This window comes from Emticicia aquatica, from assembly GCF_923079645.1.
Classification (GTDB): Bacteria; Bacteroidota; Bacteroidia; order Cytophagales; family Spirosomataceae; genus Emticicia; species Emticicia aquatica.
The window spans coordinates 2,075,215-2,097,588 of sequence record NZ_CAKLPY010000001.1; the positions used below are offsets into that span (position 1 = coordinate 2,075,215).

Annotated in this window: 11 protein-coding genes; 7 read left to right on the plus strand and 4 right to left on the minus strand. The window is 33.7% G+C overall.

Annotated elements, in window-relative coordinates:
• The first annotated feature begins 85 nt into the window (after positions 1-85).
• A complete protein-coding gene (locus MJQ71_RS08950; RefSeq protein ID WP_238806234.1) occupies positions 86-1,219 on the plus strand; it encodes a DUF4249 domain-containing protein in 1,134 nt (377 codons plus the stop codon).
• A 36-nt stretch (positions 1,220-1,255) separates the two neighbouring features.
• Positions 1,256-3,637, plus strand: coding sequence for a TonB-dependent receptor (locus MJQ71_RS08955; RefSeq protein ID WP_238806235.1), 2,382 nt, complete (start codon positions 1,256-1,258; stop codon positions 3,635-3,637).
• A gap of 56 nt (positions 3,638-3,693) precedes the next feature.
• On the opposite strand, the gene MJQ71_RS08960 is transcribed toward MJQ71_RS08955, so the two are convergent.
• Complete coding sequence (locus tag MJQ71_RS08960; protein ID WP_238806236.1) at positions 3,694-4,674, minus strand: ComEA family DNA-binding protein; 981 nt, start codon at positions 4,672-4,674, stop codon at positions 3,694-3,696.
• 128 nt (positions 4,675-4,802) lie between these two features.
• Between MJQ71_RS08960 and MJQ71_RS08965 the strand changes: the two genes are divergently transcribed.
• Positions 4,803-6,308, plus strand: a complete 1,506-nt coding sequence (locus MJQ71_RS08965) for a glycine--tRNA ligase (RefSeq protein WP_238806237.1) — start codon at positions 4,803-4,805, stop codon at positions 6,306-6,308.
• A gap of 68 nt (positions 6,309-6,376) precedes the next feature.
• Here the strand turns inward: MJQ71_RS08965 and MJQ71_RS08970 are convergent, their stop codons facing one another.
• On the minus strand, positions 6,377-6,595 hold the full coding sequence (locus tag MJQ71_RS08970; protein ID WP_238806238.1) for a hypothetical protein: 219 nt from the start codon (positions 6,593-6,595) through the stop codon (positions 6,377-6,379).
• Between the two features lie 210 nt (positions 6,596-6,805).
• Here MJQ71_RS08970 and MJQ71_RS08975 point away from each other — a divergent pair, with 210 nt between their 5' ends.
• Together MJQ71_RS08975 and MJQ71_RS08980 are read left to right on the plus strand one after the other, a co-directional pair.
• Entirely contained in the window at positions 6,806-7,474 is a 669-nt protein-coding gene (locus MJQ71_RS08975) for a hypothetical protein (RefSeq protein ID WP_238806239.1), read from the plus strand.
• Positions 7,475-7,579: 105 nt separating this feature from the next.
• On the plus strand, positions 7,580-7,741 hold the full coding sequence (locus tag MJQ71_RS08980) for a hypothetical protein (RefSeq protein WP_238806240.1): 162 nt from the start codon (positions 7,580-7,582) through the stop codon (positions 7,739-7,741).
• Between the two features lie 57 nt (positions 7,742-7,798).
• Here the strand turns inward: MJQ71_RS08980 and MJQ71_RS08985 are convergent, their stop codons facing one another.
• Entirely contained in the window at positions 7,799-18,571 is a 10,773-nt protein-coding gene (locus MJQ71_RS08985; protein ID WP_238806241.1) for an Ig-like domain-containing protein, read from the minus strand.
• Between the two features lie 383 nt (positions 18,572-18,954).
• Here MJQ71_RS08985 and MJQ71_RS08990 point away from each other — a divergent pair, with 383 nt between their 5' ends.
• Positions 18,955-19,248: a TIGR03643 family protein gene (locus tag MJQ71_RS08990; protein WP_238806242.1), complete on the plus strand. Its 294-nt coding sequence runs from the start codon at positions 18,955-18,957 to the stop codon at positions 19,246-19,248.
• Between the two features lie 155 nt (positions 19,249-19,403).
• On the plus strand, positions 19,404-19,874 hold the full coding sequence (locus tag MJQ71_RS08995; RefSeq protein WP_238806243.1) for an Lrp/AsnC family transcriptional regulator: 471 nt from the start codon (positions 19,404-19,406) through the stop codon (positions 19,872-19,874).
• A 77-nt stretch (positions 19,875-19,951) separates the two neighbouring features.
• Here MJQ71_RS08995 and MJQ71_RS09000 read toward each other — a convergent pair whose 3' ends face one another.
• Positions 19,952-22,321 carry a metallophosphoesterase gene (locus tag MJQ71_RS09000; RefSeq protein ID WP_238806244.1) on the minus strand — a complete coding sequence of 790 codons (2,370 nt, stop codon included), beginning with the start codon at positions 22,319-22,321 and terminating at the stop codon, positions 19,952-19,954.
• Between the last annotated feature and the right edge of the window lie 53 nt (positions 22,322-22,374).

Here is a 22,374-nt window from a genome sequence, read left to right on the forward strand (position 1 = left end):
TAAAGCCCCAAAGGCAATTTTAATTTCAATCTTTCCTTAGAATTCTTATATTTGTCAAAAATACATTTATTCAATTCTAACGACAGTGATAAATAAAAAAATTACGCTATTAACAGTAGCGATGGGATTATGGGTATGTTCATGTGTTGAACCATTCAATCTGAACATAGCAAGTGTTTTAAGAATTTTAACAGTTGATGCCACCATAACTGATACTTCTGACGAACAAACAATTACACTTACAGAATCAGTCAACTCAAACGGTTCAGCTTATTCGCTTCCTTTATTAAAAGCAACAGTTAATATAATTGTAAATGGTTCGGAAACTACAGCCCTGACAGAGAAGGGAAACGGCGTTTATGCATTGCCAACAACATTTAAAATGAAGGCAGGAAATTCATATAAATTGATTTTCTCGAAAGCCGATGGCACAAAGTACGAATCAAGCGTAGATAAGTTAACTACTGTTCCCGAAATCATTGGAGTCCATGATGAATTTAAAGTTGATGGAATTGAAAAAGGAAATTTCTTTGACCCAGCCAATTACATTTATCTTGATACCCAAGACCCCGTCAACGATAAAAATAACTATTTATGGTCATGGAAACTATGGGAACGCCAGTCAGTTTGTGCTACATGCTACAATGGCAGGTATTTTCTAACTCCACTGCCAGCTCGATGCCGCGAAGAGAGAGCTTTTGCGTCTCAAATGTTCGATTACTTTTGTCCAGGCGACTGTTGGGATATACTTTCCAATAAAGACCTCAATGTTTTCAGTGATATTTATTCAAATGGCCAGCCAATAAACAACAGATTGATTGCTAAGATTCCTTATTATAATGTAAAAGGGGCATTAATTGAAATCAAACAACAATCAATTTCACCAGATGCTTATCGTTATTTCAAGTTGCTTGCTGACCAAGTACAGAACAACGGTAGTTTAGTAGATACACCCCCAGCTGCACTTATCGGGAATATCAAAAATATTGCAAAACCTGATGAGCCTATTGCTGGCTTTTTCATGGTGACAAGTGTTCGCACAGTTAAATATTGGATTGATCGAAAAGGAGCTGAAGGCAAAAAGCTAAACCCTGTTGGCTTACTTGACCATCCTTTAACTCCTGAGCCAATGGGTAATGACTTGACAAGACCGCCATTTGCACAATGTATTTTAAGTCAAACCCGTACTCCTAGCAAGCCTAATGGCTGGGTAAACTAAAAGCACTTTATTCAAATCCTTTTGAAAATTTCAGATATGAAAAAAATATATTTACTATTATTTTTACTTATCAATATCTCGGCAATTGCTCAAGTAAACTACCGTTTTAGCGGTTATGTACGTGATACCGTCGATGGTAAACCATTAGTAAAAGCATCAATTAACATTGATTTTGGCAAATTTGGTGGAGTTACTGATGAAAAGGGCTTCTTCGATTTATCATTACCTTCTGGAGAACATGCCATTACACTAAGATATGTGGGCTATCGACCAACAAGAGAAATTATTTATTTACGTGGAAATATAGAACGTAATTTTCTGATTCGTCCACTTGAAAATGAATTAGAAGAAGTAATTGTTTCTAGTAAGGGTGCTGAATCAAATATCCAACGACCTCTTCTTGGTGTTTCTCAATTGAGTATCAAAACTTTACGTAAACTCCCAGCCGCCATTGGCGAAGTTGATATTCTACGTGGTTTACAAATGCTTCCAGGGGTTACGAGTGTTGGTGAAGCTTCAAATGGGGTAAATATTCGTGGTGGAACAACCGACCAAAACTTATTACTACTTGATGATATTCCGATTTTTAACCCAACTCACATGTTTGGATTATTTACGGCATTTCCTTCGGAAGCAGCTTCAAGTGTGGAAGTTTATAAAGGAAATACGCCTGCTCGTTTTGGTGGAAGAGCGGCGTCAGTAATGGATGTCACACTTCAACAACCATCATTAGACAAATTTAAAGTAAGCGGTGGCATAAGTTTTGTATCAAATCGAATTGCTGTAGAAACCCCGATTATCAAAGATAAATTGGCTATTATGGTTTCAGGAAGAGCTTCTTATAATGACTTTTTATTGCCAATTGTGTCGCCAAAATTAAAAGATATTAAAGCAAATTTTGCCGATTTAGTTACAAAGATTTTTTGGAGAGTCAATAGTAAAAATACAATTACGGCTTCTGGTTATTATAGCAAAGATTTTTTCCAAACAAAATTATTGGGTGGCATTGGAGCAATTAACGCAACTTCAACACAGTATGACTACCGTAGTAAAAGTTTTTCAGCAAGATGGTTTTATGCAATATCTAATCGACTAAATCTTCAAACAACCATTGTTTCTGCCGATTATGTACCAAAAACTTTATTACCAGAACTTAATTCTGACAATAAGGTGGTGCTGCTTTCAGGCATTCAATATAAACAAGTTAAAAGTAATTTAAACTACTCGATCGAAAAACATAGAATCGAAGTTGGCGTGAGTGCGACTCGCTATAATATTGACCCAGGTCAATTAATTCCTGGTACAAGCAGAAGTGTTCTATCTATTCAAACACCGAAAGAACATTCACTTGAAACCGCCATTCATGCTGAGGATGAAATTGCACTTTCACCAAAAGCAACCGTTTCAATCGGAGCGAGATATTCACAGTTTTTTGCTCTAGGCCCAGGAAATGTACAAACTTACGCTCCTGGTGAACCAAGAGACGCTTTCTCTGCACGAGATACAATTACTTATGGCAATGGTAAAATTATGAAATCTTACGGTGGACTTGAACCACGTTTAGGTATCAAATATTCATTGAATCCGAGCACTTCTATCAAATTAGGCTATAATTTGATGCGTCAATACATGCAGGTTGTAACCAATACCACAACTCCCCTACCAACTTCTCGTTGGAAAACTTCTGATTTACACATAAAACCACAAGTGAGTAGTTTACTTTCTGGCGGTCTTTTTCATAATTTGCCAGGAAATATTTATGAGTTTTCATTGGAAGCCTACTATCGACTAACAAATAACATCATTGATTATAAGCCTGGTGCAGATTTTCTATTGGATGGTTACCCAGAAACGCAACTTTTACAAGGAAAAAATCGCTCTTATGGATTAGAAGTAATGTTTTCAAAGAAAAAAGGCGAAGCAACAGGTTGGATAAACTATACATATTCTCGCTCACAGAATAAAGTTTCTGAAGGAACAGGCTTTGGCGAACAAATCAATTTTGGTAATTGGTACGCCGCCAATTATGACCGTCCACACTCATTCAATGCTTCGGTTATTATAAATCAAGGTACACACCACGATTTTTCATTCAATTTTTCGTATAGCACAGGTCGTCCTTACACTTTACCCGAAGGATTCATTGTTTATCAGGGTCGCAGTTATCCATACTATGGGGTGCGTAATAATGCTCGTCTGCCTGACTATCACCGCCTTGATTTTGCGTGGAATATTTACCAGCCTGGTATGAAAGACAAACGTTTCAAAAGCCACTTTACGTTTACTATTTTCAATGTTTATGGCAAGAAAAATGCGTACTCGGTATTCGTAAGAAGTCAAGGAACTGCTGTTTCAACTTACAAATTGGTGGTTTTTGGAGCTCCAATTGTTTCATTATCATACAATTTCAAGTTTTAAATTTCGATTTTAAAATATTCAAACATGGCATAATTAATCAAAAAATTATGCCATGTTTAAAACTCCAAATAAGGTTCAATCTTATTAATAGTTGCCTCATCTAATACCTTAATTTGCTTCAAATCTACAATCGTTTTAAAAAAACCATGCTGCTCACGATAGGCGATAATCGCTTTTGCTTGATAATATTTTAAATAAGGATGCTTAAAATTTTCGACTGGTAATTGATTGATTTTCAGTTTTTTAACGCCACTTTTTACAAAACCATATTTTAATAATTCATCAACAGTTTCTGGTGGAAGCCCATAAGTTTCTCTTACTTGCTCAGCATTTACAAAACCACCTAAAATATCTCGATATTTAATTATTCTTTTGGCAAATCCCGACCCGATTCCTGTAATTTTCTTAAAATCGGTTGTATCTCCTGTATTCAAATCGAATTTTACGGGTTGTTTAAAAGATGGTTTTGGCAAAGTTACTATCGGCGAAACAATAGGAGTTTCATTTGATGAAGTCAATTCAGTTTGAGGCGTGTTATTCGCTTCATTTTCCGTAGAAGGCAAAGTAATAAAAGGTTCTAGACGTTCGTATGTTTCGGGTAAAATACCATAAATCTTTGCAAAATCCTCTTTTCGACGAAATTTACCTCCTTTACTACGATATTTTTCAATCCGTTCGGCAATAAATTTGGGTAATCCCAATTCCTCTAGCTGGGTTATTGAAGCAATATTTGGGTCAAAATTAAAGTTTTTAAACTTCTTGGAAGGAGCAGCATACTTATTATAATCATTATATTTTTGCCCATACTGTGATTCTTTCCCATAAAAAGGCTTCTGATTATCAAGCGATACGGTCAAACTATCAAGCATTTTAGGCGAAGAAATAACTAAATTTTGTTGTTTTTGACTGAAAATAAAATCAGCCCCAAACATAAGCACAATTATTAGTAAGATAATGCCGAAAATAACAATAACACCTCTCGCCTCAGCGGGTGACATACTAAGCAGATTACGAACAAAATTCGTTAGTTTTTTCATTGTGTGGATATATAAATTGAATTATTGGCAAAATTTAAGATATACGCTAAGTATTTGCAAGGTTTTCGTTAATTTTGTGAAATTTTTTTTCGCATCTTGTATAAAGTTCATATTCTATCATAAGTAAAATGAGTCAACCAACAACAGCAACGCCTGCCACTTCTCTCCAAGACATTATTAGCCATGCAAAAGAATATGGCTTCGTGTTTCCTTCATCCGAAATTTACGACGGACTTCAAGCCGTTTATGATTATGGGCAAAATGGTGTTGAATTAAAAAACAACCTCAAAGCAGCTTGGTGGAAAGCCATGACACAACTGCACGATAATATTGTAGGTATTGATGCTGCCATATTTATGCATCCACTTACTTGGAAAGCATCGGGCCACGTTGATGGTTTCAACGACCCAATGATTGATAATAAAGACAGTAAAAAACGCTACCGTGCCGACCAACTTTTGGAAGGAAAAGCAGAAGAATATGCAAAAGCTGGCGAAGAAGAAAAAGCACAAAATCTACTCAATGAAATGGGACGATTGCTAGGTGCTGAAGATTTAGAAGGTGTTAGAAACTTGATTATTGCCGAAAATATCGTTTGTCCAATTTCAAAAACTTTAAATTGGACAGAAGTTCGTCAATTTAACCTGATGTTTTCTACTCAAGTAGGTTCGGTTGCCGAGGATTCAAGCTTAATTTATCTACGCCCAGAAACTGCACAAGGTATTTTTGTAAATTTCTTGAATGTACAAAAAACTGGTCGAATGAAGGTGCCCTTTGGTATTGCACAAATCGGAAAAGCATTTAGAAATGAAATCGTGGCTCGCCAGTTTACATTCCGTATGCGTGAGTTTGAACAAATGGAAATGCAGTTTTTCGTTCGTCCTGATACTTCTGAAGAGTGGTACAAATCTTGGAAAGATGCTCGTTTGAAGTTCCATAAAGCTGTTGGACTTCCTGCTGCAAAGTTAAAATACCACGACCACGAAAAATTAGCTCACTACGCCAAAGCAGCTGTTGATATTGAATTTGAATTTCCTTTCGGTTTCCGTGAAATAGAAGGTATTCATGCACGTTCAGATTTTGATTTGAAAGCACATCAAGATTTATCGAAGAAAAAACAACAATATTTTGATGCTGACCTCGACGAGAACGGCAAACCTTTTGGGAATTATATTCCGTGGGTTGTTGAAACTTCGGTTGGAGCTGACCGTTTATTTTTAGCAGTTTTCTGTAATGCGTTTACCAAAGAAACAATTGTAAGTAGCGAAGAAGGCAAAGAAGATAAAGAGCGTGTTTACTTAAAATTGCACCCAGCTTTGGCACCAATCAAAGCAGCGGTTTTACCTTTGGTTAAAAAAGATGGTTTAGCAGAAAAAGCTCAAGCAATTGCAAATTCGTTGAAATCAAGTTTCAGAACTACTTATGACGACGGAGGTGCAATTGGGAAGCGTTACACACGTCAAGATTTAATCGGAACACCTTATTGCATTGCAGTTGATTATCAAACAATGGAGGACGATACAGTAACGATTCGTCACCGTGACTCAATGGAACAAGAGCGTGTAAAAATCAGCGAGTTAAAAGAAAAAATTGGTTATGAAGTCTCGATGGAAAGAATTTTAGAAGCGATTTAATATTTTCAAGCATAAATAAACGAGCAAGTCATTTTGAAACAAGAAAGCTTGCTCGTTTTATGTTTTTCTTAATTCAAATCATCTGTTTTTGTTGCATCATAAACAGATTTAATTGCAGCCATTTCTTTTACTAAAAAAGTTTGTAGCTGCTCATTAAAATCTTTTTTATCTTCATCAGAAAGGCTTTCGTATAAATCTTTTAATTCTTGATTTATCGCTAATTTCTCTTCATCGGTGGTTGCATTCATACCCCTTACATGATATGATTTTAGATTATAATTCTTCATTTTTTAATACATATTATTTACAAACAATTTCTATCACAAAATTAAGTACTTAGTTCATAAATTCTTGCTAAAAACCAATAAAGAGCAAAAGTTCAGTAATTTAAATTGAATCAATTATCACTAAATAATTTCCGTTAAATAAATATTTATATTTTTTATTTTTAAATTAATATAAATTCACTAGAATTGCTTTTGTAAGTGCCATGAAAAATGAATAAAAAGCAACTGCTTGTCTATTACACAATACTTTTACTGCTCCTAACAGCCGTATTTTTTCAAAATATTGCTTTAAGGATGGCTATGAATTCACTTTTCCCAATAGTGAGTATCATTTTTTATTTTTACTCTCGAAAAAACAACTTCAATTCAAAAGACCAATATTATGTTGCAAGCCTCTGTGCAGCATCTATTCAGGAGATTTTTACAGTTTGGAGACATCAGCAATGGGGAATTAACTGGGGTATCTTCTTTCTCTTTTTAATGTTTTTTTTCTTCATCCAAACTATTAAACAAGAAGAACAATACTTACTATTTGGCAAGAACAAACTGTTTATAAAAGCTGCCATTATTATTCTTGCTGCCGTTTGTTTTTTTGCTTCAATTTTTCTTCCGTTTATTCCCGATTATTTTATTATTCCACTATTTGTACATACATTCTCAATGTTTTTTTCGTTTTTGGTAGCACTCAATCGAAGAACAAATCATCAAAGTTATATTTTGGTCATTTTGGGAATGGTTTTATTTGTTTTCACTACATTATTTGCAAGTGTTTCGTTATTTATCATTGACTTCCCTCTCAGTTATTTTTTTGAAAGGCTTTCTTTTTTATTAGGCACAAGCTTTATTACCATTGGTATAATAAAAAGCTACTCCGCTTGAGTTTAATATCTTATATTCCCAAATCTTGTTTTTCGGTCAATGAAGTTTGGCTTAATTATTGAAAATGGAATGATATCATCCAATTCCAACTAAAAAATTAAGCAAATGAAAATTTACGAATACACTGCTGAAGCAAAAGACTTTAAAATCCATGATTTTATGGCCGCAGAAAATAAAAAACAAGCAACCGAAAAAATAAAAAAAGCAATCGCAAATATGGGTTATCAAAAGCCCAAAACCTTAAATTTATATTCAACAAAGTATTAAAAACATCTAATTATCAAAGAAGTAGTAAAATTAACTACTTCTTTGATAATCTATTTATTAGCGATTTATTACTATTTTTTGGGTACAATGTGTTCCTTTTTCATCAATAAGATCAACTACATAAACGCCTTTAAGATTTTCCTTTGGAGTGATACGTATAATTCCTCGTTCATCTTTTTTCCAATTAAAAGCTTGTTCTTGCCCAAGTAAATTATAGATTTTTATTTCTTTTTCGATAAAATTTCTGAGGTAAACGTTCACATCGTCACTAGAAATTGGATTCGAAAAAACTAAACATTTAGGGTTTAAATCACTCAAATTAACTTCAATTGTTTCAGAATATTTTCTAAAACCCTGGTTATTTAAGTAAATCAAACGATAGCAATTTTTGCCACTTAATGGTTGATAATCAATCATTTCGTAGCTACTTGCCAGTCCATTTGCTTTTACTTCTCCGAATGAAATCCAATTTTCACAATCTGTGCTACGTTCAATAATAAATTTTTCAGCATTTATTTCGAAAGATGTTTCCCAATTCAGTCTAAAATTTTGATTTTCAATTTCATTTACTGAAAATAAAATCTTGGTGAAATTTTCAATAGTCACACCTATTTCTGAAAAACTATTCAGTTGAAACTCAACATAAAAAAAATCATCTGTAACCTGTTTTCCAATTACATTTTTGTCAATAACTTCGCTTTTTCCTTCTAAAAAATTATCGTTATTTTGAAAATCGCAATCTTCTCTAACACCATCATAATGGACAATAACAAAATCGTTAATTGTCAAATTTGGTTGTTTCGTTGCTGTTTTAAAAGCTTCAAATTCACTATTTTTATAATAAATTCTTATAAAAACAGGATTAACAAATTTGTTTTTTAACATACTTTGAAAATCAATGTACCGAGGCATTAATGGCATTTTGTTTGATAAAAATGGCACTTTTTCAAAATATTTCATTAACGCCAAAACTTTGCCCAAATTTTCTCCATTTGGATTGACAGAAACATATAATAACCCGTTGCTATCATACAAATCATACCATTTTTGGCCATTTACTTTGTCAGACGAAACAGTCGAACAATTATTGAAATTATTCTCAAAAGTTGCTATGCATGGAACAATTTTTACCTTTAACTCTTCTCTGCTACTTTCACAATTTGTGGCATTTTTAGCACTCACAAAATAACTTTTCTGACCATCAACTTTCGTTTCTGGAAGGGGTGCTTGGATGAGTGAAATTTTAGTATCAAAAGATTCATACCAAACCAATTGATTTTCATTTTCGATTATGGCATTCAAAACAGTACTAGGTGCATTACGACAAAATTGAACATCGGTCGTAAGTGGGTTTGCAGGAATTGGGGAAACAATTATTTCAAATGATTTACGCTCACTTTCACAAGCAAATTGGTTTATCTGACTAACATAAAATGTATTCTTGCCAACTTTACTTACATCTAATTGTGGAGCAGCTTTTTTGCCTAAAGTATCCATTTTTGAATCATACCAAATAGTTGTATTTGTAAATATGACTGATTTTGAAAGGTTGAATGGGGAATTTTGACAAATTATTTTATCAATAACTTGCGGTGCAAGTGGAATTGGTTTTGTTTCTATTTTAATATCATTTGTGTTTTGTACACAAGTAGATTTGTCTGAAACTAAAAATGTCACTCGTCCACGATAAGTTCCCATTTCGTTAACCAAGGCTGTCCCATCTTCATTTGTCTGAATGTTTGTATAAGTATTTCCTTCTTTTTTCTGCCATTGATACTGTTGAGTTTTTCCAGTAATGAGCAAATTATCAAAAGAAAGTTTCGCCTTTTTACCAAAACAAAGATTAATATTGGATATTTTACCTTTAATTTCATTTACGGTCAAAGTTGCTTCATCTGAAATAATAGTTGATTTCTCATCATTCACAACACATCGGTACTTCGATAAATTAGGATTTTGTTCATCGCCTACATTTGCAATATTTAAGGATTTGGTCGTTTCTCCTAAAATATCACTGAATACGTTTTCGGTTGGTTTCTGTCGTTGCCATTGATACGAAATATCATTTGAACTTATTGCTGTTACACTAAACACAACTGCATTTCCATCACAATCTACTTGCGAAGTCGGTTGTTTTGAAAATTTCAAAATAGGAATAATACTTGCAGAAATTGCCAATCTCGAACCTAAACAACTATATTTAGATAATTGAGCTACATAACGGGTATATTTCCCAATTGCTGAAAAAGTTGGAGCACTGGTTGAAAAAGTAGTTCCTGTTGCCGAATTATACCAACGTAATATTTCGCTTTCTGAAGATGAATTTTCAGCAGAAAAAGTTAAAATAGTACCTTCCGAAACCGAATTTGGAGTTGTATTAATTGGGTTTGGAGGTAATGCTCCAATCTCAACATTTATGGCTGCTTTGGGGCCTTCGCAACCTTCATCAGTTTGGTCGGCAACATAATATTTGTATTTTCCAGCCAAACTTGTACTAGGAGTTGGTGCTAAATCACTTATTTTTTCTTCTTTTTGATTGTACCAAACCAAGTTTTGAAAAGAGCTATTCACCTTTAATTTACTTGCATTTGAATTCTGACAGTAAAATACATCATTAACCAAAGGAGCTGGAGGATAAGCACTTACAATCAATTTTGCGGCATCAGTTGGCTCAGTACATTCAAAATCTTCAGTATTAAATTTTATCAAACATCGGTAGTAAACACCTTGTTCAAAAGTTACATTATTGAATTTTAAAACATTTTTATTACTTCCGCTAATACCATTTTTATCGGTTAAATTAGTCCATATTCCGTTTGTTTCTGAGCGAAATTGCCACTGATAACTTGCGATATTTCCAGTAATAATAAAATAACTTTGTAGATTAAAACTCCTACTGCCTCCAATACAAATGCCAAGATTAGGTAAAGAACCAACGACAGAATTGACTTTTAAAGTCGCCGACTCAGAAGTTAGAAACTGATCTCCATTTCTCACAATACATCTATATTGCGTTAAGTGTGGGTTATCTTGATTTCCAACATTCGATACAGACATTGTTTTGCTAAACCATCCTTTAATTCCTTTTCCATCTTCTAATAAATCTAAAAATTCGGCTTCGTTTGGCCTTTTTCGTTGCCATTGGTACGTAAAATTTGCATTGGGTCCAACTGCAGTTACATCCATATAAACTGAATTTCCTTTACAATCTGCTTGAGTTGATGGTTGTTTTGTTATATGAAAATAATCCAAAAGCTTGGCATTAATTTGTAGTCTCGAACTTTCACAGGTAGTAATTGAATCTAATTGTGTTACCCAATAAATATATGACCCAACGCTACTATATGAAGGCGGAACTTCATCAAATGTACCATTTGTAGCTTTATTATACCATTTCAGTTTGCCATTAATAATGGTTTTAATTGCTTTAAAAGTCAATTTTTCAGGAAAAATCACATCAAACGTAGCATTTTCTGGAATTGGTGTGGCGTTAACTTTCACTTCAAATGGAGCTGACTCAACCACAAAATCACATTGATTTGATGTGCAAATTACGGTATATGTACTTGTTTCGATGGGAGAAACTGTAATTATAGGTGTTGTTTGACCACTTGACCAAGTTAAATTCCCATTACAATTGCTTGCCGTCAGTTTAGTAGATTTACCTAGACAAATCGCATTATTTCCTGAAATAATAGGCATTGTCGATTCATAAACCATAAGTTTTGCTCCATTGGCATCTTCTTCTGTTGTGTATCTGGCACAAGTTGAACTTCCAGCCGAAAAGTTAATTTTACAACGATAATATTGGGCATCAATTTTTGAAGCATTATTTATGATAAGGGTCGAATTTCTTTCTTCTAAAATATCATTCCAAGTTCCTGAAGTACTCACTCTTTTTTGCCATTGATAATTTTGTATAATACCCGTTGTGCGAATGCTATCCAAATCAAATGTTACATTGTTTCCTCCACAAATATATTGGTCGTCGATACTTCCCGATACATTATTTACTGTTAAAATAGCAGCAGTCGAAGTAACAGCACAAACATCATTTGCAATGATAATTCGATATTCGGATAAATTTGGATTAGAAATACTTCCTACATCAGTTATTGTTAATGTATTAGCAATTGCATAAGGAATATTTTCGAAGTTTTCATTAGTAATTTTCCTTTGCCATTGATAGGAATTTGAAGTAGATGCGTTCACTAAAAATGTCACAGAATTCCCTCTACAATCAGCTTGGCTTTTGGGTTGTTGATTAATAATTGGATATTCTTTCAAAGTAACAATCACTTGATTACTTTCAGCACTTATGCATATTCCATCTGTACAGATAGCGGTATAATTAGTTGTCAATGAGGGACTTACAGTAATTCTTACGCCAGTCATTCCATTACTCCAAACCACAATTCCGGTGCAACCTGATGCTTCTAAATTAGCAGAATTTCCTTTACAAATGACCGTTGATGAACTAATTATTGGAGGATTAATGGGTGATTCAACTTCAGAAATCAATGATAAAGCTCTCATAGTACTCATACAATTATTCACCGTGCAAGTGGCTGAATATGTTCCTGCCTCAGTCACCATAAGTGTACTTCCAGACTGATTTCCATCCCAAATTACAGTGCCATTACAACCATCCGCAATGAGTTTAATTGATTGGTTTGAACAAAGAACAGCCGAATTTGGTGAAATAGTTGGCGGATTTGGAATTGGATGAATTGTAACTTTAACAGTCTCCGAAATTGCTTGATTACACGCCGATGAACCAATTCCCGAACAAACATAAATAGCTCGAAAATATTTTATTTGTGGTAAATACGTATCATTTAAAATAGTCTTTGTAAATGAAAAACCGCCATTCTGTTCATTAATAAACATTCCAGAAGGCGAATTTGAAGACTGCCAAGTTATAGCACAAGTGCCAGCACCTCCAAGAATTGTTGCATTTAATACGATTTCACCGCCAGAACATAGTGTTTTATCCGTTGCATCAGTTATTGAAATTTGTGGATCCGAAACAATTATAATTTGATGAATATTGTCTGAGAATCCTTCTTCCTCACAAGCATCCTTTGTTATTCTTCTAAAATAAGTCGTTTGAGTTAAACCTGGTGGATCATAACTACTACTTTTTGCATTGGTAATATCTATAAAACTCTCTCTATTTATTGAACTTTGCCATTGATATTCATAAGGAATTTTACCTCCACCAGCAAGGTTAATACTTGAAATAACCCCAGCATTATAGCCCGAACAATTAATTGTACTTGAAGAGTTTTCAATGCTACCTCCAATCAATGGTGGCAAAATTGTTGCATCGAAAGGTTGACTATTAACACATCCAGTTTCTGTGTTTTTTAATGTAAGCGTAAAAACAAATATTCCAGATTTCGCTTGAGGAATATTTATTAAAATTGGACTTTCTGGTAATTCAGCTTCGTTTATTTCATCAAAATCAGGCATTGTTGAAACTAAACTATACTTGTCAGGTGAATTCTCTTTGGTCAAATAGCTTAAATCATACTCCGTTGCCGAATTACAGATTGGTAATATTGCGTCAAGTCTAATGTTTGGTAGTTGGTTTTCTGAAATAATATGCGGTGGTGAAATTAGGCTTGTACATTCATTTTCTGTACAAGTTGCAGTATACGTTCCTGATGATAAAACACTTAATGTACTCCCTAAATCGCCCGTATTCCAAGAAATTGTACCATAACAACCATTTGCAGTCAAAATTTGAGCTGAACCTTTGCAAATGGTTAAACTTCCTTTAATTAATGGAGCCGCTGGCACAGCCCGAACGGTCACTATTTTTGGTCGAGAAACTTCACTTTCGCAATCATTTTCCGTACAAGACACAGTGTATGTTCCTGATGATGATACGCTAATAGAAGTATTTGTTGAGCCAAAATTCCATCTTACAAATCCATTGCATCCATTGGCGGTTAAGATTGTTGCAGTTCCGAAACAAATACTAGCATTTCCAGAAATAATTGGTGGAGCAGGAATATTATTTACTACAATTATTTGTGGAGGAGATTTTTCACTCAAACAATTATTTACGATGCATTGAGCCGAGTAGGTTCCAGCAGTTGAAACAATAATTTCATTTGATGTTTTACTATTGGACCAAAAGACAGTACCAGCACATTCACTCGATGTTAAAGTTAGCTGTTCTCCTTGACAAATTGTATTATCAGTATCATTAGAAGTGATTTTTGGTGAATTTGGAAGGTCATTTATACTTAAAATATGTTCATTTGAATAATCACTTTCGCAGTTTTCTTTTAAACATTTAGCTTTATAAGCACCTGATAATGAAACAGTTATCATACTCCCTGTTAATCCATTATTCCATTTAACAGTTCCGATACAACCCGATGCCGTCAGTGTTGTTACATCTCCTTCACAAATATTATTTGATCCAGTAATAACAGGTGGTGGAATTGTTGTAACAGTCAATTTCCCACTAAGTGTTTGAATCGTACAAGCTCCACTCACTGTATTTGTAAAAACAATTTTACATCGATAATACTTATTCCCATCAATAGAACTAACTGGATTAATAACTAATTTATTGGTCTTTTCTCCACTAAATTGGCTTCCTGAAACAGCTATAAAACCACTCCCAGCAGATGAACTTACCTCCCACTCATAACTCGAAATAGTTCCGTTTATGGTAAGATTTTCAAGGTCAAAAATTGCTGTTTTTGCACTACATATTGTTAAATCAGGAATATCTCCGCTAATGGTATTTACCTTTAAAACGGCAATATCTGAATATGAAATACAACTATTGGAAGTAGCTTTTAATCGAAACTCAGAACCATTTGGATAGGTTGAAGAGCCTATATTAGACGCTGCAAATGAGCGACTTAGGCCAACAAATGGTGTTCCTACATTTGAAAACAAATCGTTATTTGTTTTTCTATACTCCCATTGTAAAGTAGCTATCGAATTGACCGTTGCTGAAAAACTTTGGCTATTTCCTTTACAATTTGTTTGATTTAATGGTTGTTTTGAAAACGTTGGGAATGAATTTACACTAGTAATCAATTTATCCGAAAGAAAGCTCATGCAATTATTTGCAAAACATTTTGCTTGATAAGTACCTGCTGATGAAACAGTTATCGAACTTGCAGATATTCCATTCGACCAAATTATATCTCCAGCACATCCATTAGCAATTAATATAGTAGAGGTTCCTTCGCAAAAACTTGTATTTCCAGAAATAATTGGAGCTGCGGTTGATGAAGTTATTTTAATAATAGCTGATGAAAAGTTACTTTCGCAACCTTCTTCTAAAACACATTTAAAATCATAAGTAATTGTTGTATTTGCTAGAAAAGATGATGGATTAATTGTTACTGAATTTCCTGCAATCCAACTTGAACTGTTTAAACGATATTGACCGTTTCCCGAATTACAAGAAACATTTAATGTAAAACTCTCGTCCGAATTGCAAAATGTTGTTTTATTCGCCGAATTATTTATTTCTGGCTTTGCTGGAATTGAATTTATGTTGATTATTACAGTCTTTCGTTCAGTTTGACAAACAAGGTTCGCTGTCAAATTTGCTTCTCTTACCACATAAAAAGTACTTGTTTCAGATAAAATTGGCGTTGTAAAACTTGTACCTAATGCTATAGGTGCTAAAGAATTCTCATCCGAAAACCACTTGTAAACACCAAAAGCATTTGGATTATCTATTTTTAGTGTTTTTGAACCACTGACACATAAATCAGGTAAATTTCCAGTCACATTTGGTGTATCAGCCAAACCTTGTTTGTTAACAGTTAATGTTGCCGAAGTCGTACAAAAACCCGATTTAACGATTGATTTATAAGTATCCGTATTGGCATTTTGGCTAAAAACAATGTATGTTTGATTAGTTGCAGTTTCAATATTTCCTGCTAAATTTTGCCATTGATAAGTAAATGTTCCATTTCCACCAATTGGATTGGTAGTCAATGTTGTTGAATTATTCAAAATTCCTGTAATACAAAAAGCATTTATTCCAGCAATCGTAGCCATCAAAGTTGGTGTAACATCAACTTCTATTTTTGCTCGAAAACTTTCACAACTATTCTCATCTTTCTGACTTACATAATAATCTTTTTTTCCTGACAAATTTGTTGAAGGAATTGGGGCCAATAAACTACTTGTTCCTCCAGTCGAACTTGTTCCATACCAAATCAATTGATTAGTATTTGTTGGGGTTGCAGAAAGCTTGCTCGCTAAAGCATTTTGGCAATAACCAATCGGAGAATTTACCAATGGTATAGTTGGATTTGCATTGATTTTTAAAGAAATAATTGATTTTATGCCTTCACAACCTGCTGGAAATGGCGTTTTTTGACTTACTTTAAAAACTTGAGTCCCAATAATTCCAGTATTTGGTGTTGGAGAACTTGTTAAAACATTGTCGTTTTCATCATACCAAATTAAACTATTTGAGTTTTCAGGAATGGCAATAAGCGATGTTGCAACAGCATTATTACAATAACTAATGTCAGTATTGGTAGTTGGTGCTGTTGGGTTTTCATTGATTTTTACAAAAATTTCAGCTCTCAAGCTTTCACAATTATCAACACTTTTTTGACTTAAATAATAGGTTGTCGAACCAACAATAGTCGAATTTGGAATCGGAGCATTAATCTCAGCAATTCCACCAATTGCATTTGTACCATACCAAAACAAAGAATTTGTACCAATTGCAGTAGCGGTTAATGCCGTTGATGATTGGTTTTGGCAATAATTTACTGGACTAATAACTGTTGGCTTATAGGGTGTTTCGTTAATTTTGACTGAAAAATTTTGTGGTTCAGAAATACAGGAAGTCGTCGAATTAGTCACTGAAATTGCAAATTGATAATTCCCTGCTGCTGAATTTGATGGAATTGGAATATTAATCGGAGAACTTCCTAAAGGGGCATTGTTAATCAAAGAAAAATTACTTAATTCGGGGTTACTGGCAGAAATACTATATAAATCTGGTGAATTTGACGTTTCAGAAAATGGTAAATTAAAACTTGTTTCAGCGTTACAAATAGCCAACACGTCAGCAAGCATAATTGTTGGTAAAGGTTTAATCGTCACTGTTACAGGAATTCGACTACTTTCACAAGTCGTATTTGAATTATAAATACTTAAATAATATGTATAAATTCCGACGTTCAGCAACTCGGTAATTAAGCTATCTTTTGTACTCAAAATCGCCGTGGAAGTAGCACTTTCATACCATCTAAATATTTCTTTTTCCCCTAATAAAGTAGTTGTTTTCAGCTTTACACTTCCTATTCCACATCTAGAAACATTATTTGCCGTTGGAGCAATTGGTGAATTGATAAGAGCAATTCTATTCTGCTGTGCAACCAACGTTGGCGAATAAACACAGGTCGCAGTCGTACATAAATTATTTGTTGCCGTAGCACCTAAACAATTATTATTTGGTGTTGAAATTGAAAAAGTAACTTTACAACGATAATCATTTCCATTATCAGGGCTGCCAATATTTGTTATTTTTAACGTTTGGGTATTTGCTCCGCTCAAACTTCCGCCATCGCTGACATCATTCCAAGTATTTACAGTCTTTTTTTGCCATTGAAAGCCAGTTGCCGTTCCTTGAATTGTTGTCGAAAGCGATGCCGTTGAACCCGTACAAACAATTGGGTCATTGGCCGATATAACTGTATTAATCAACAGATTAGAAATGTCTGACGTGTTAGTGCAACCTTTTTCATCGGTAATTATACACTTATATTTACTGCCGTGTGGGTCAACGGTACTACCAATGTCATCAACCAATAAATTAGAAGAAGTAGTTGTATTTACGACGCTATGATTGGCATCAAGCAAAATATTTGAAAAAGTGCCTGTTACACTTCGTTGCCATTGAAAAGTAAGCTTTGAGCCGCTCGCATTTACAATAAATCTGGTACTAAGTCCAAGACAATCCGACTGATTTGCAATGGGTTGACTCGTAATCATGGGTCGTGTATATGAAACCGTCATTGGATTTGAAATCAAGCTATTTAATCCACCACAATTAGTAAAAACACATTGATAAATTTCGGTAGCAGTAACATTTACTAGATTAAGCGTGGTAGTTGCTCCGTTAATAATCGAGCCATTACTAATATTTAGCCAGTCGTTACCAACTTTTTTTTGCCAATAAAAAGAATCTGCCCCCGTTGAAGTAGCACTGAGCACAGCATTGCTTCCATAACAAACCGATTGAGTTGAAGGTGATTGATTTGTTACAGAAATTGGATTTTCAATAGTAAAGGTAGCAGTATAATTTCGATTAAAATTAGTGTCATAAAAGCGTTCAACCGAACAAGACTGAGTCGTACCAACAAAATATACTTCAATTTTATAGACTCCGTTTGAAAGCCCTGAAAGCAGGTTAATTCCAGCGTTATTTTTTCGCCACTTTTGGCAAGAATAATCATTGAAACAAGTTCCTAAATCAGCGTTATTTGGTAATTCTATTTCAGAAAATGCAGGTAAAATTGTACTTCCTTGTAAATAAATTCGATAAGCTAATTTTATTGTTGAGATTTCGCAACCTCCATTTTTTTGAGTAATAGCTTCTCCTCCATTGAGTAAAAGTGTTGATGAACAAGCGAAGATTCCCAAATTTTTATCATTAAAACTTTCATTTCCTGACGAACCACTCCCATCAAAAATAACTTCGTTTCCATTACTATTAATGATGATTTGCGACTGAAATACACTTACATTTTGGGCAAAGAGTTGATTAAAGACAAACAAAAAAAAGCACGACATAAATGTCGAAAAATAGATTTTTCTCATCGTATATTAAAATTAATTGGTGGATAAATAGACCAATACTACATTGATGGCATTGGCTTAGTCTGGAAACCTAAAAATTGAAAGTTGAGCTTAAATTTTAGGCGGAACAAAAAAATGAATAAATAGTGTAACTTTTTTTAGGCAAAAAGTAGTTATTGGATATAATATTTTTCATATTAATCGAGCAGTTAAAGTTGTGTTTTGGAAATTAAAACTAGAACAAAAAATAATATTTACATAGAAAAAAGACTTTTTTTTAGAAAAATTCCTCATCCAACAGAAACAAACACAGATTGGCCGCATAAGCGTGTGATTTTTATTGGCTTCAAAACTAAAACAATCTGTATTATATGAGGGTTAAGAAAAGACTAAATAACTTTTTAATGAATTCAAGAGCAAAATATCATTCAATCAACGACCAAGATAGAGATAGAATCGTAGAAATGGCTTGGGAAGACCGCACTCCTTTTGATGCAATAGAAATTCAATTTGGACTGAAAGAACAGGAAGTTATCGAACTAATGCGACGAGAGATGAAACCGTCATCTTGGCGAATGTGGCGTGAACGTGTACAAGGTAGAGTTACGAAACATTTGGCAAAATCTGGAATTGATGATTTTCGCCATAAATGCAGTCGCCAACGAAGTATTTCTCATAATAAAATTGCAAAAAAATGAGGTAAATCTGTCATATCAATTTTTGTTTTCAGGCTTTTTTCCAAAATAAGTTTTCTTTTTTGTTATTTTTTCAGAATTAATAATTGTTTTATTTAAAAAAACAGTAACTTTGCACCAAATAATATTTTGCACTTCTAATAAATCAATTACTCCAAATGAGTATTAACAAACTAGACCAGATTGACCATAGCCTTCTGGAAATCTTACAAAGTAATGGTAAAATTACCAACGCTCAGCTTTCAAAAGAAATCGGATTATCGCCTGCTCCAACCCTCGAAAGGGTAAAAAAATTAGAAGTTTCGGGTATCATCAAAAGTTACCATGCTCAAATAGATAGAGAAAAAGTTGGACTTGGCGTAATGACTTTCGTGCAAGTATCGCTTTCGGGACACCGCAAAGCCGTTACCGAAGCTTTTGTTGAAAAAATCGCTAAAGTACCTGAAATTATTGAATGTCATCACGTAACTGGTTCGTGTGACTTTTTGTTGAAAGTGATTGCGAAAGATATAAATTCTTACCAAAAACTTATCATGGAGACCATTAATGAGATTGAAGAAGTAGCCAATACTCAAACAATGGTTATTCTTTCTACTTTTAAAGATACACAAGTATTGCCTGTACCTTGATAAATAGGCTTTACTTCTAATGCCAAAAGCACTAAAATTATTAATTTTAGTGCTTTTTTTGTTGCTAATAACGTTCATTAATACTTAATAATTTTTTGATTTATCCTTAATTTTGATGTTTTTAACGTTAAAATGTAAGTTCCAGCAGCATATTCTTCTAAAGAAAATTGTTCTTGCTGATTGATAGAAATTGACTTTTGTGACAATTTTTTACCATTTATATCTCGCAAAATCAACAGACCTTTGATTTGTTTATTTGTATGATTTTCTATGGTTATTTCTCCAAAAGTAGGATTTGGAAAAATACTCACTGCTTGATTTTCTTCTCCTTCAATCGCTAATGGAGCTAAAATTGAAATTTTATTATTACTTAAAACTGTACCATTGCCGCATATATTACTCACATTTTCTAAAACATAATTTGCACTTGCCAATTGCTTTACCTTCAACACAAGCTCTTTACTTTGGGCAGTACCTTCCGTAAAAGAGCTAATTTTATAAGTAAAAGGTAAAGAGCCTTCAAAACCAAGTTTTAAGGTTATGATAGTATCAAAAGGAATGATTGTTTCACCTAAAAAGGTGGCAGTTGCTGGTAAAAAAACTGAAAATTTTTGACTAGGAATTTCTTCAAAAAAATCGACATTTGGTCTTATTCGAAAACGATAATTGGGACTTTCTTTCAATGTGTCAGCAAGCGTAATTTCAAATGGACTTTTACTCGCTTTAGCTACAACTGTAGCTTTATCAAAAGAGCCATTTTCATCGGATAATTCGAGCTGATAATTCCATTTTCCTGTTGGAGTATTTTTAACATTAAAATATACCTTCAAGGATTTTTTTAAGCAAATTGGCTCAGAACTAAGGAATTCAGTAGTAATAATAGGTTTTGGCGAAACTGTAATCTGAAAAATATCCTTCAAAAAACCAAGTGAATCTACAACTGAAATAATTGTATCTTTTCGAGGAGAAATCTCTATAAATTCTTGATTTTTTACCCCAATCGACCATTGATGTGATCCTTTCCACGAAGCATTTAATCTTATTTTTTCACCATATTCGATACTTTTCTTTTCCGTTTTATTAACATTCTTAAAAACGGTGAAATTATCTCTAATTTCGCCATCGGCACAAACCCAACGGGCATCTAAGCGATTATCATTAAAAGTCATTAACAAAGAACCGCCGATGGTATAATTTGAATAGACTGAAGTTGGGTGTGGCTCAGGGTCGCCGTTCCAATCGAGTCTTCCTGCTGAACCAACAACAGCATAAATCGTACCTTCATCTTTATTGATTATTGGTCGAGAATCACCTTTTTTTTCATATTTCCCATTTACATTTTGTACGACATGAATCGCGGGATTAAAAGTTGCTGAATGCCCAGTTTGGCCTTTCATCAAAAACGAACGCTCGTAAACATGACTATGGCCATTCAATACTAAATCTACTTTATTTTTATCGAAAACAGGCACCAAACGTTCTCGAATTAACCTCAATTCTTCCTCTGCATTAGAATCATGAGAACGTTTTGTATATGGAGGATGATGAAAAAAAACAACCGTCCAAAGAGATTTATTGCTTTCTAAATCATGAACTAGCCATTGGTATTGTTTACTTTCAGTATTATAAAGTCGAAATTTTCCTTCTTCAAGTCCATATGAATCGAGGGCTACAAAATGTATATTTCCATAATTATAAGAATAATAAGCTTTTGTGTTAGAGGCAATGCCGCCCAATTCGCCTTGAGTTGGAACATTAATAATATTGAAATAACTAATCTTTTTGTCGATTTGTGCGGTGGGAGTTTCTAAATATTCGTGATTGCCTGGAACTGGAAAAAATGTAGTATTTCCTAAAATATTGCTACCATAAAAATCAAAAACTAACTTTTGGTATTCGGTATCAGTTCCAACCCCATAAGCATTGTCACCAAGCCAAAGCCACATATCTGTATAACTTGATTTATTTTTGAGATATTGGTCACGAACATCAGTCTGATTTTTTGTATAAACAGGTTTTGAGTTATCGCCAAAATCTCCCATCGCCCAGATATTTATTGGTCGAGAATTATTAACTGTTGGAGCGGTAATAAAGTAAAAATCTCTGCCTGATGCTAACGTTTTTGTATCTGAACCAACCGAATAAGAATACCTTGTATTTGGCTCTAAATCAGTTAGTTGCACAATATGTTCCTTCGTCAATGTTAAATCTTTTACTGTTTGTTTTTCTGCAAAATCTTGCTTGTTATAAGTAACTAAACTATTGGTAAGTAAGTCAGTTCGCCAACGAATTATGACTGAATTACTTCCCAATTGTTGCAAATAAGGGCCACGAATGAGCGTTTGTGCTTGAAGAAAACCCACCCAGCCCTTCGCAATAGGAAGGGATAAGCAGACAAATAATATGGCGGTGGATTGTATTTTTTTTCTAAATTCTTGAAATATCATATATTTTCTTGAAAATTACTTTCAAAAGTAAGGTCAAAAAAAATGAAATTTAA

What these genes read in the sequence shown, in the direction of transcription:
- MJQ71_RS08985 (WP_238806241.1), bottom strand. Translation starts at nt 18,571, where the DNA reads ATGAGAAAAATCTATTTTTCGACATTTATGTCGTGCTTTTTTTTGTTT.
- MJQ71_RS08980 (WP_238806240.1), top strand. Translation starts at nt 7,580, where the DNA reads ATGAAAATTTACGAATACACTGCTGAAGCAAAAGACTTTAAAATCCAT.
- MJQ71_RS09000 (WP_238806244.1), bottom strand. Translation starts at nt 22,321, where the DNA reads ATGATATTTCAAGAATTTAGAAAAAAAATACAATCCACCGCCATATTA.
- MJQ71_RS08990 (WP_238806242.1), top strand. Translation starts at nt 18,955, where the DNA reads ATGAATTCAAGAGCAAAATATCATTCAATCAACGACCAAGATAGAGAT.
- MJQ71_RS08970 (WP_238806238.1), bottom strand. Translation starts at nt 6,595, where the DNA reads ATGAAGAATTATAATCTAAAATCATATCATGTAAGGGGTATGAATGCA.
- MJQ71_RS08965 (WP_238806237.1), top strand. Translation starts at nt 4,803, where the DNA reads ATGAGTCAACCAACAACAGCAACGCCTGCCACTTCTCTCCAAGACATT.
- MJQ71_RS08960 (WP_238806236.1), bottom strand. Translation starts at nt 4,674, where the DNA reads ATGAAAAAACTAACGAATTTTGTTCGTAATCTGCTTAGTATGTCACCC.
- MJQ71_RS08975 (WP_238806239.1), top strand. Translation starts at nt 6,806, where the DNA reads ATGAATAAAAAGCAACTGCTTGTCTATTACACAATACTTTTACTGCTC.
- MJQ71_RS08955 (WP_238806235.1), top strand. Translation starts at nt 1,256, where the DNA reads ATGAAAAAAATATATTTACTATTATTTTTACTTATCAATATCTCGGCA.
- MJQ71_RS08995 (WP_238806243.1), top strand. Translation starts at nt 19,404, where the DNA reads ATGAGTATTAACAAACTAGACCAGATTGACCATAGCCTTCTGGAAATC.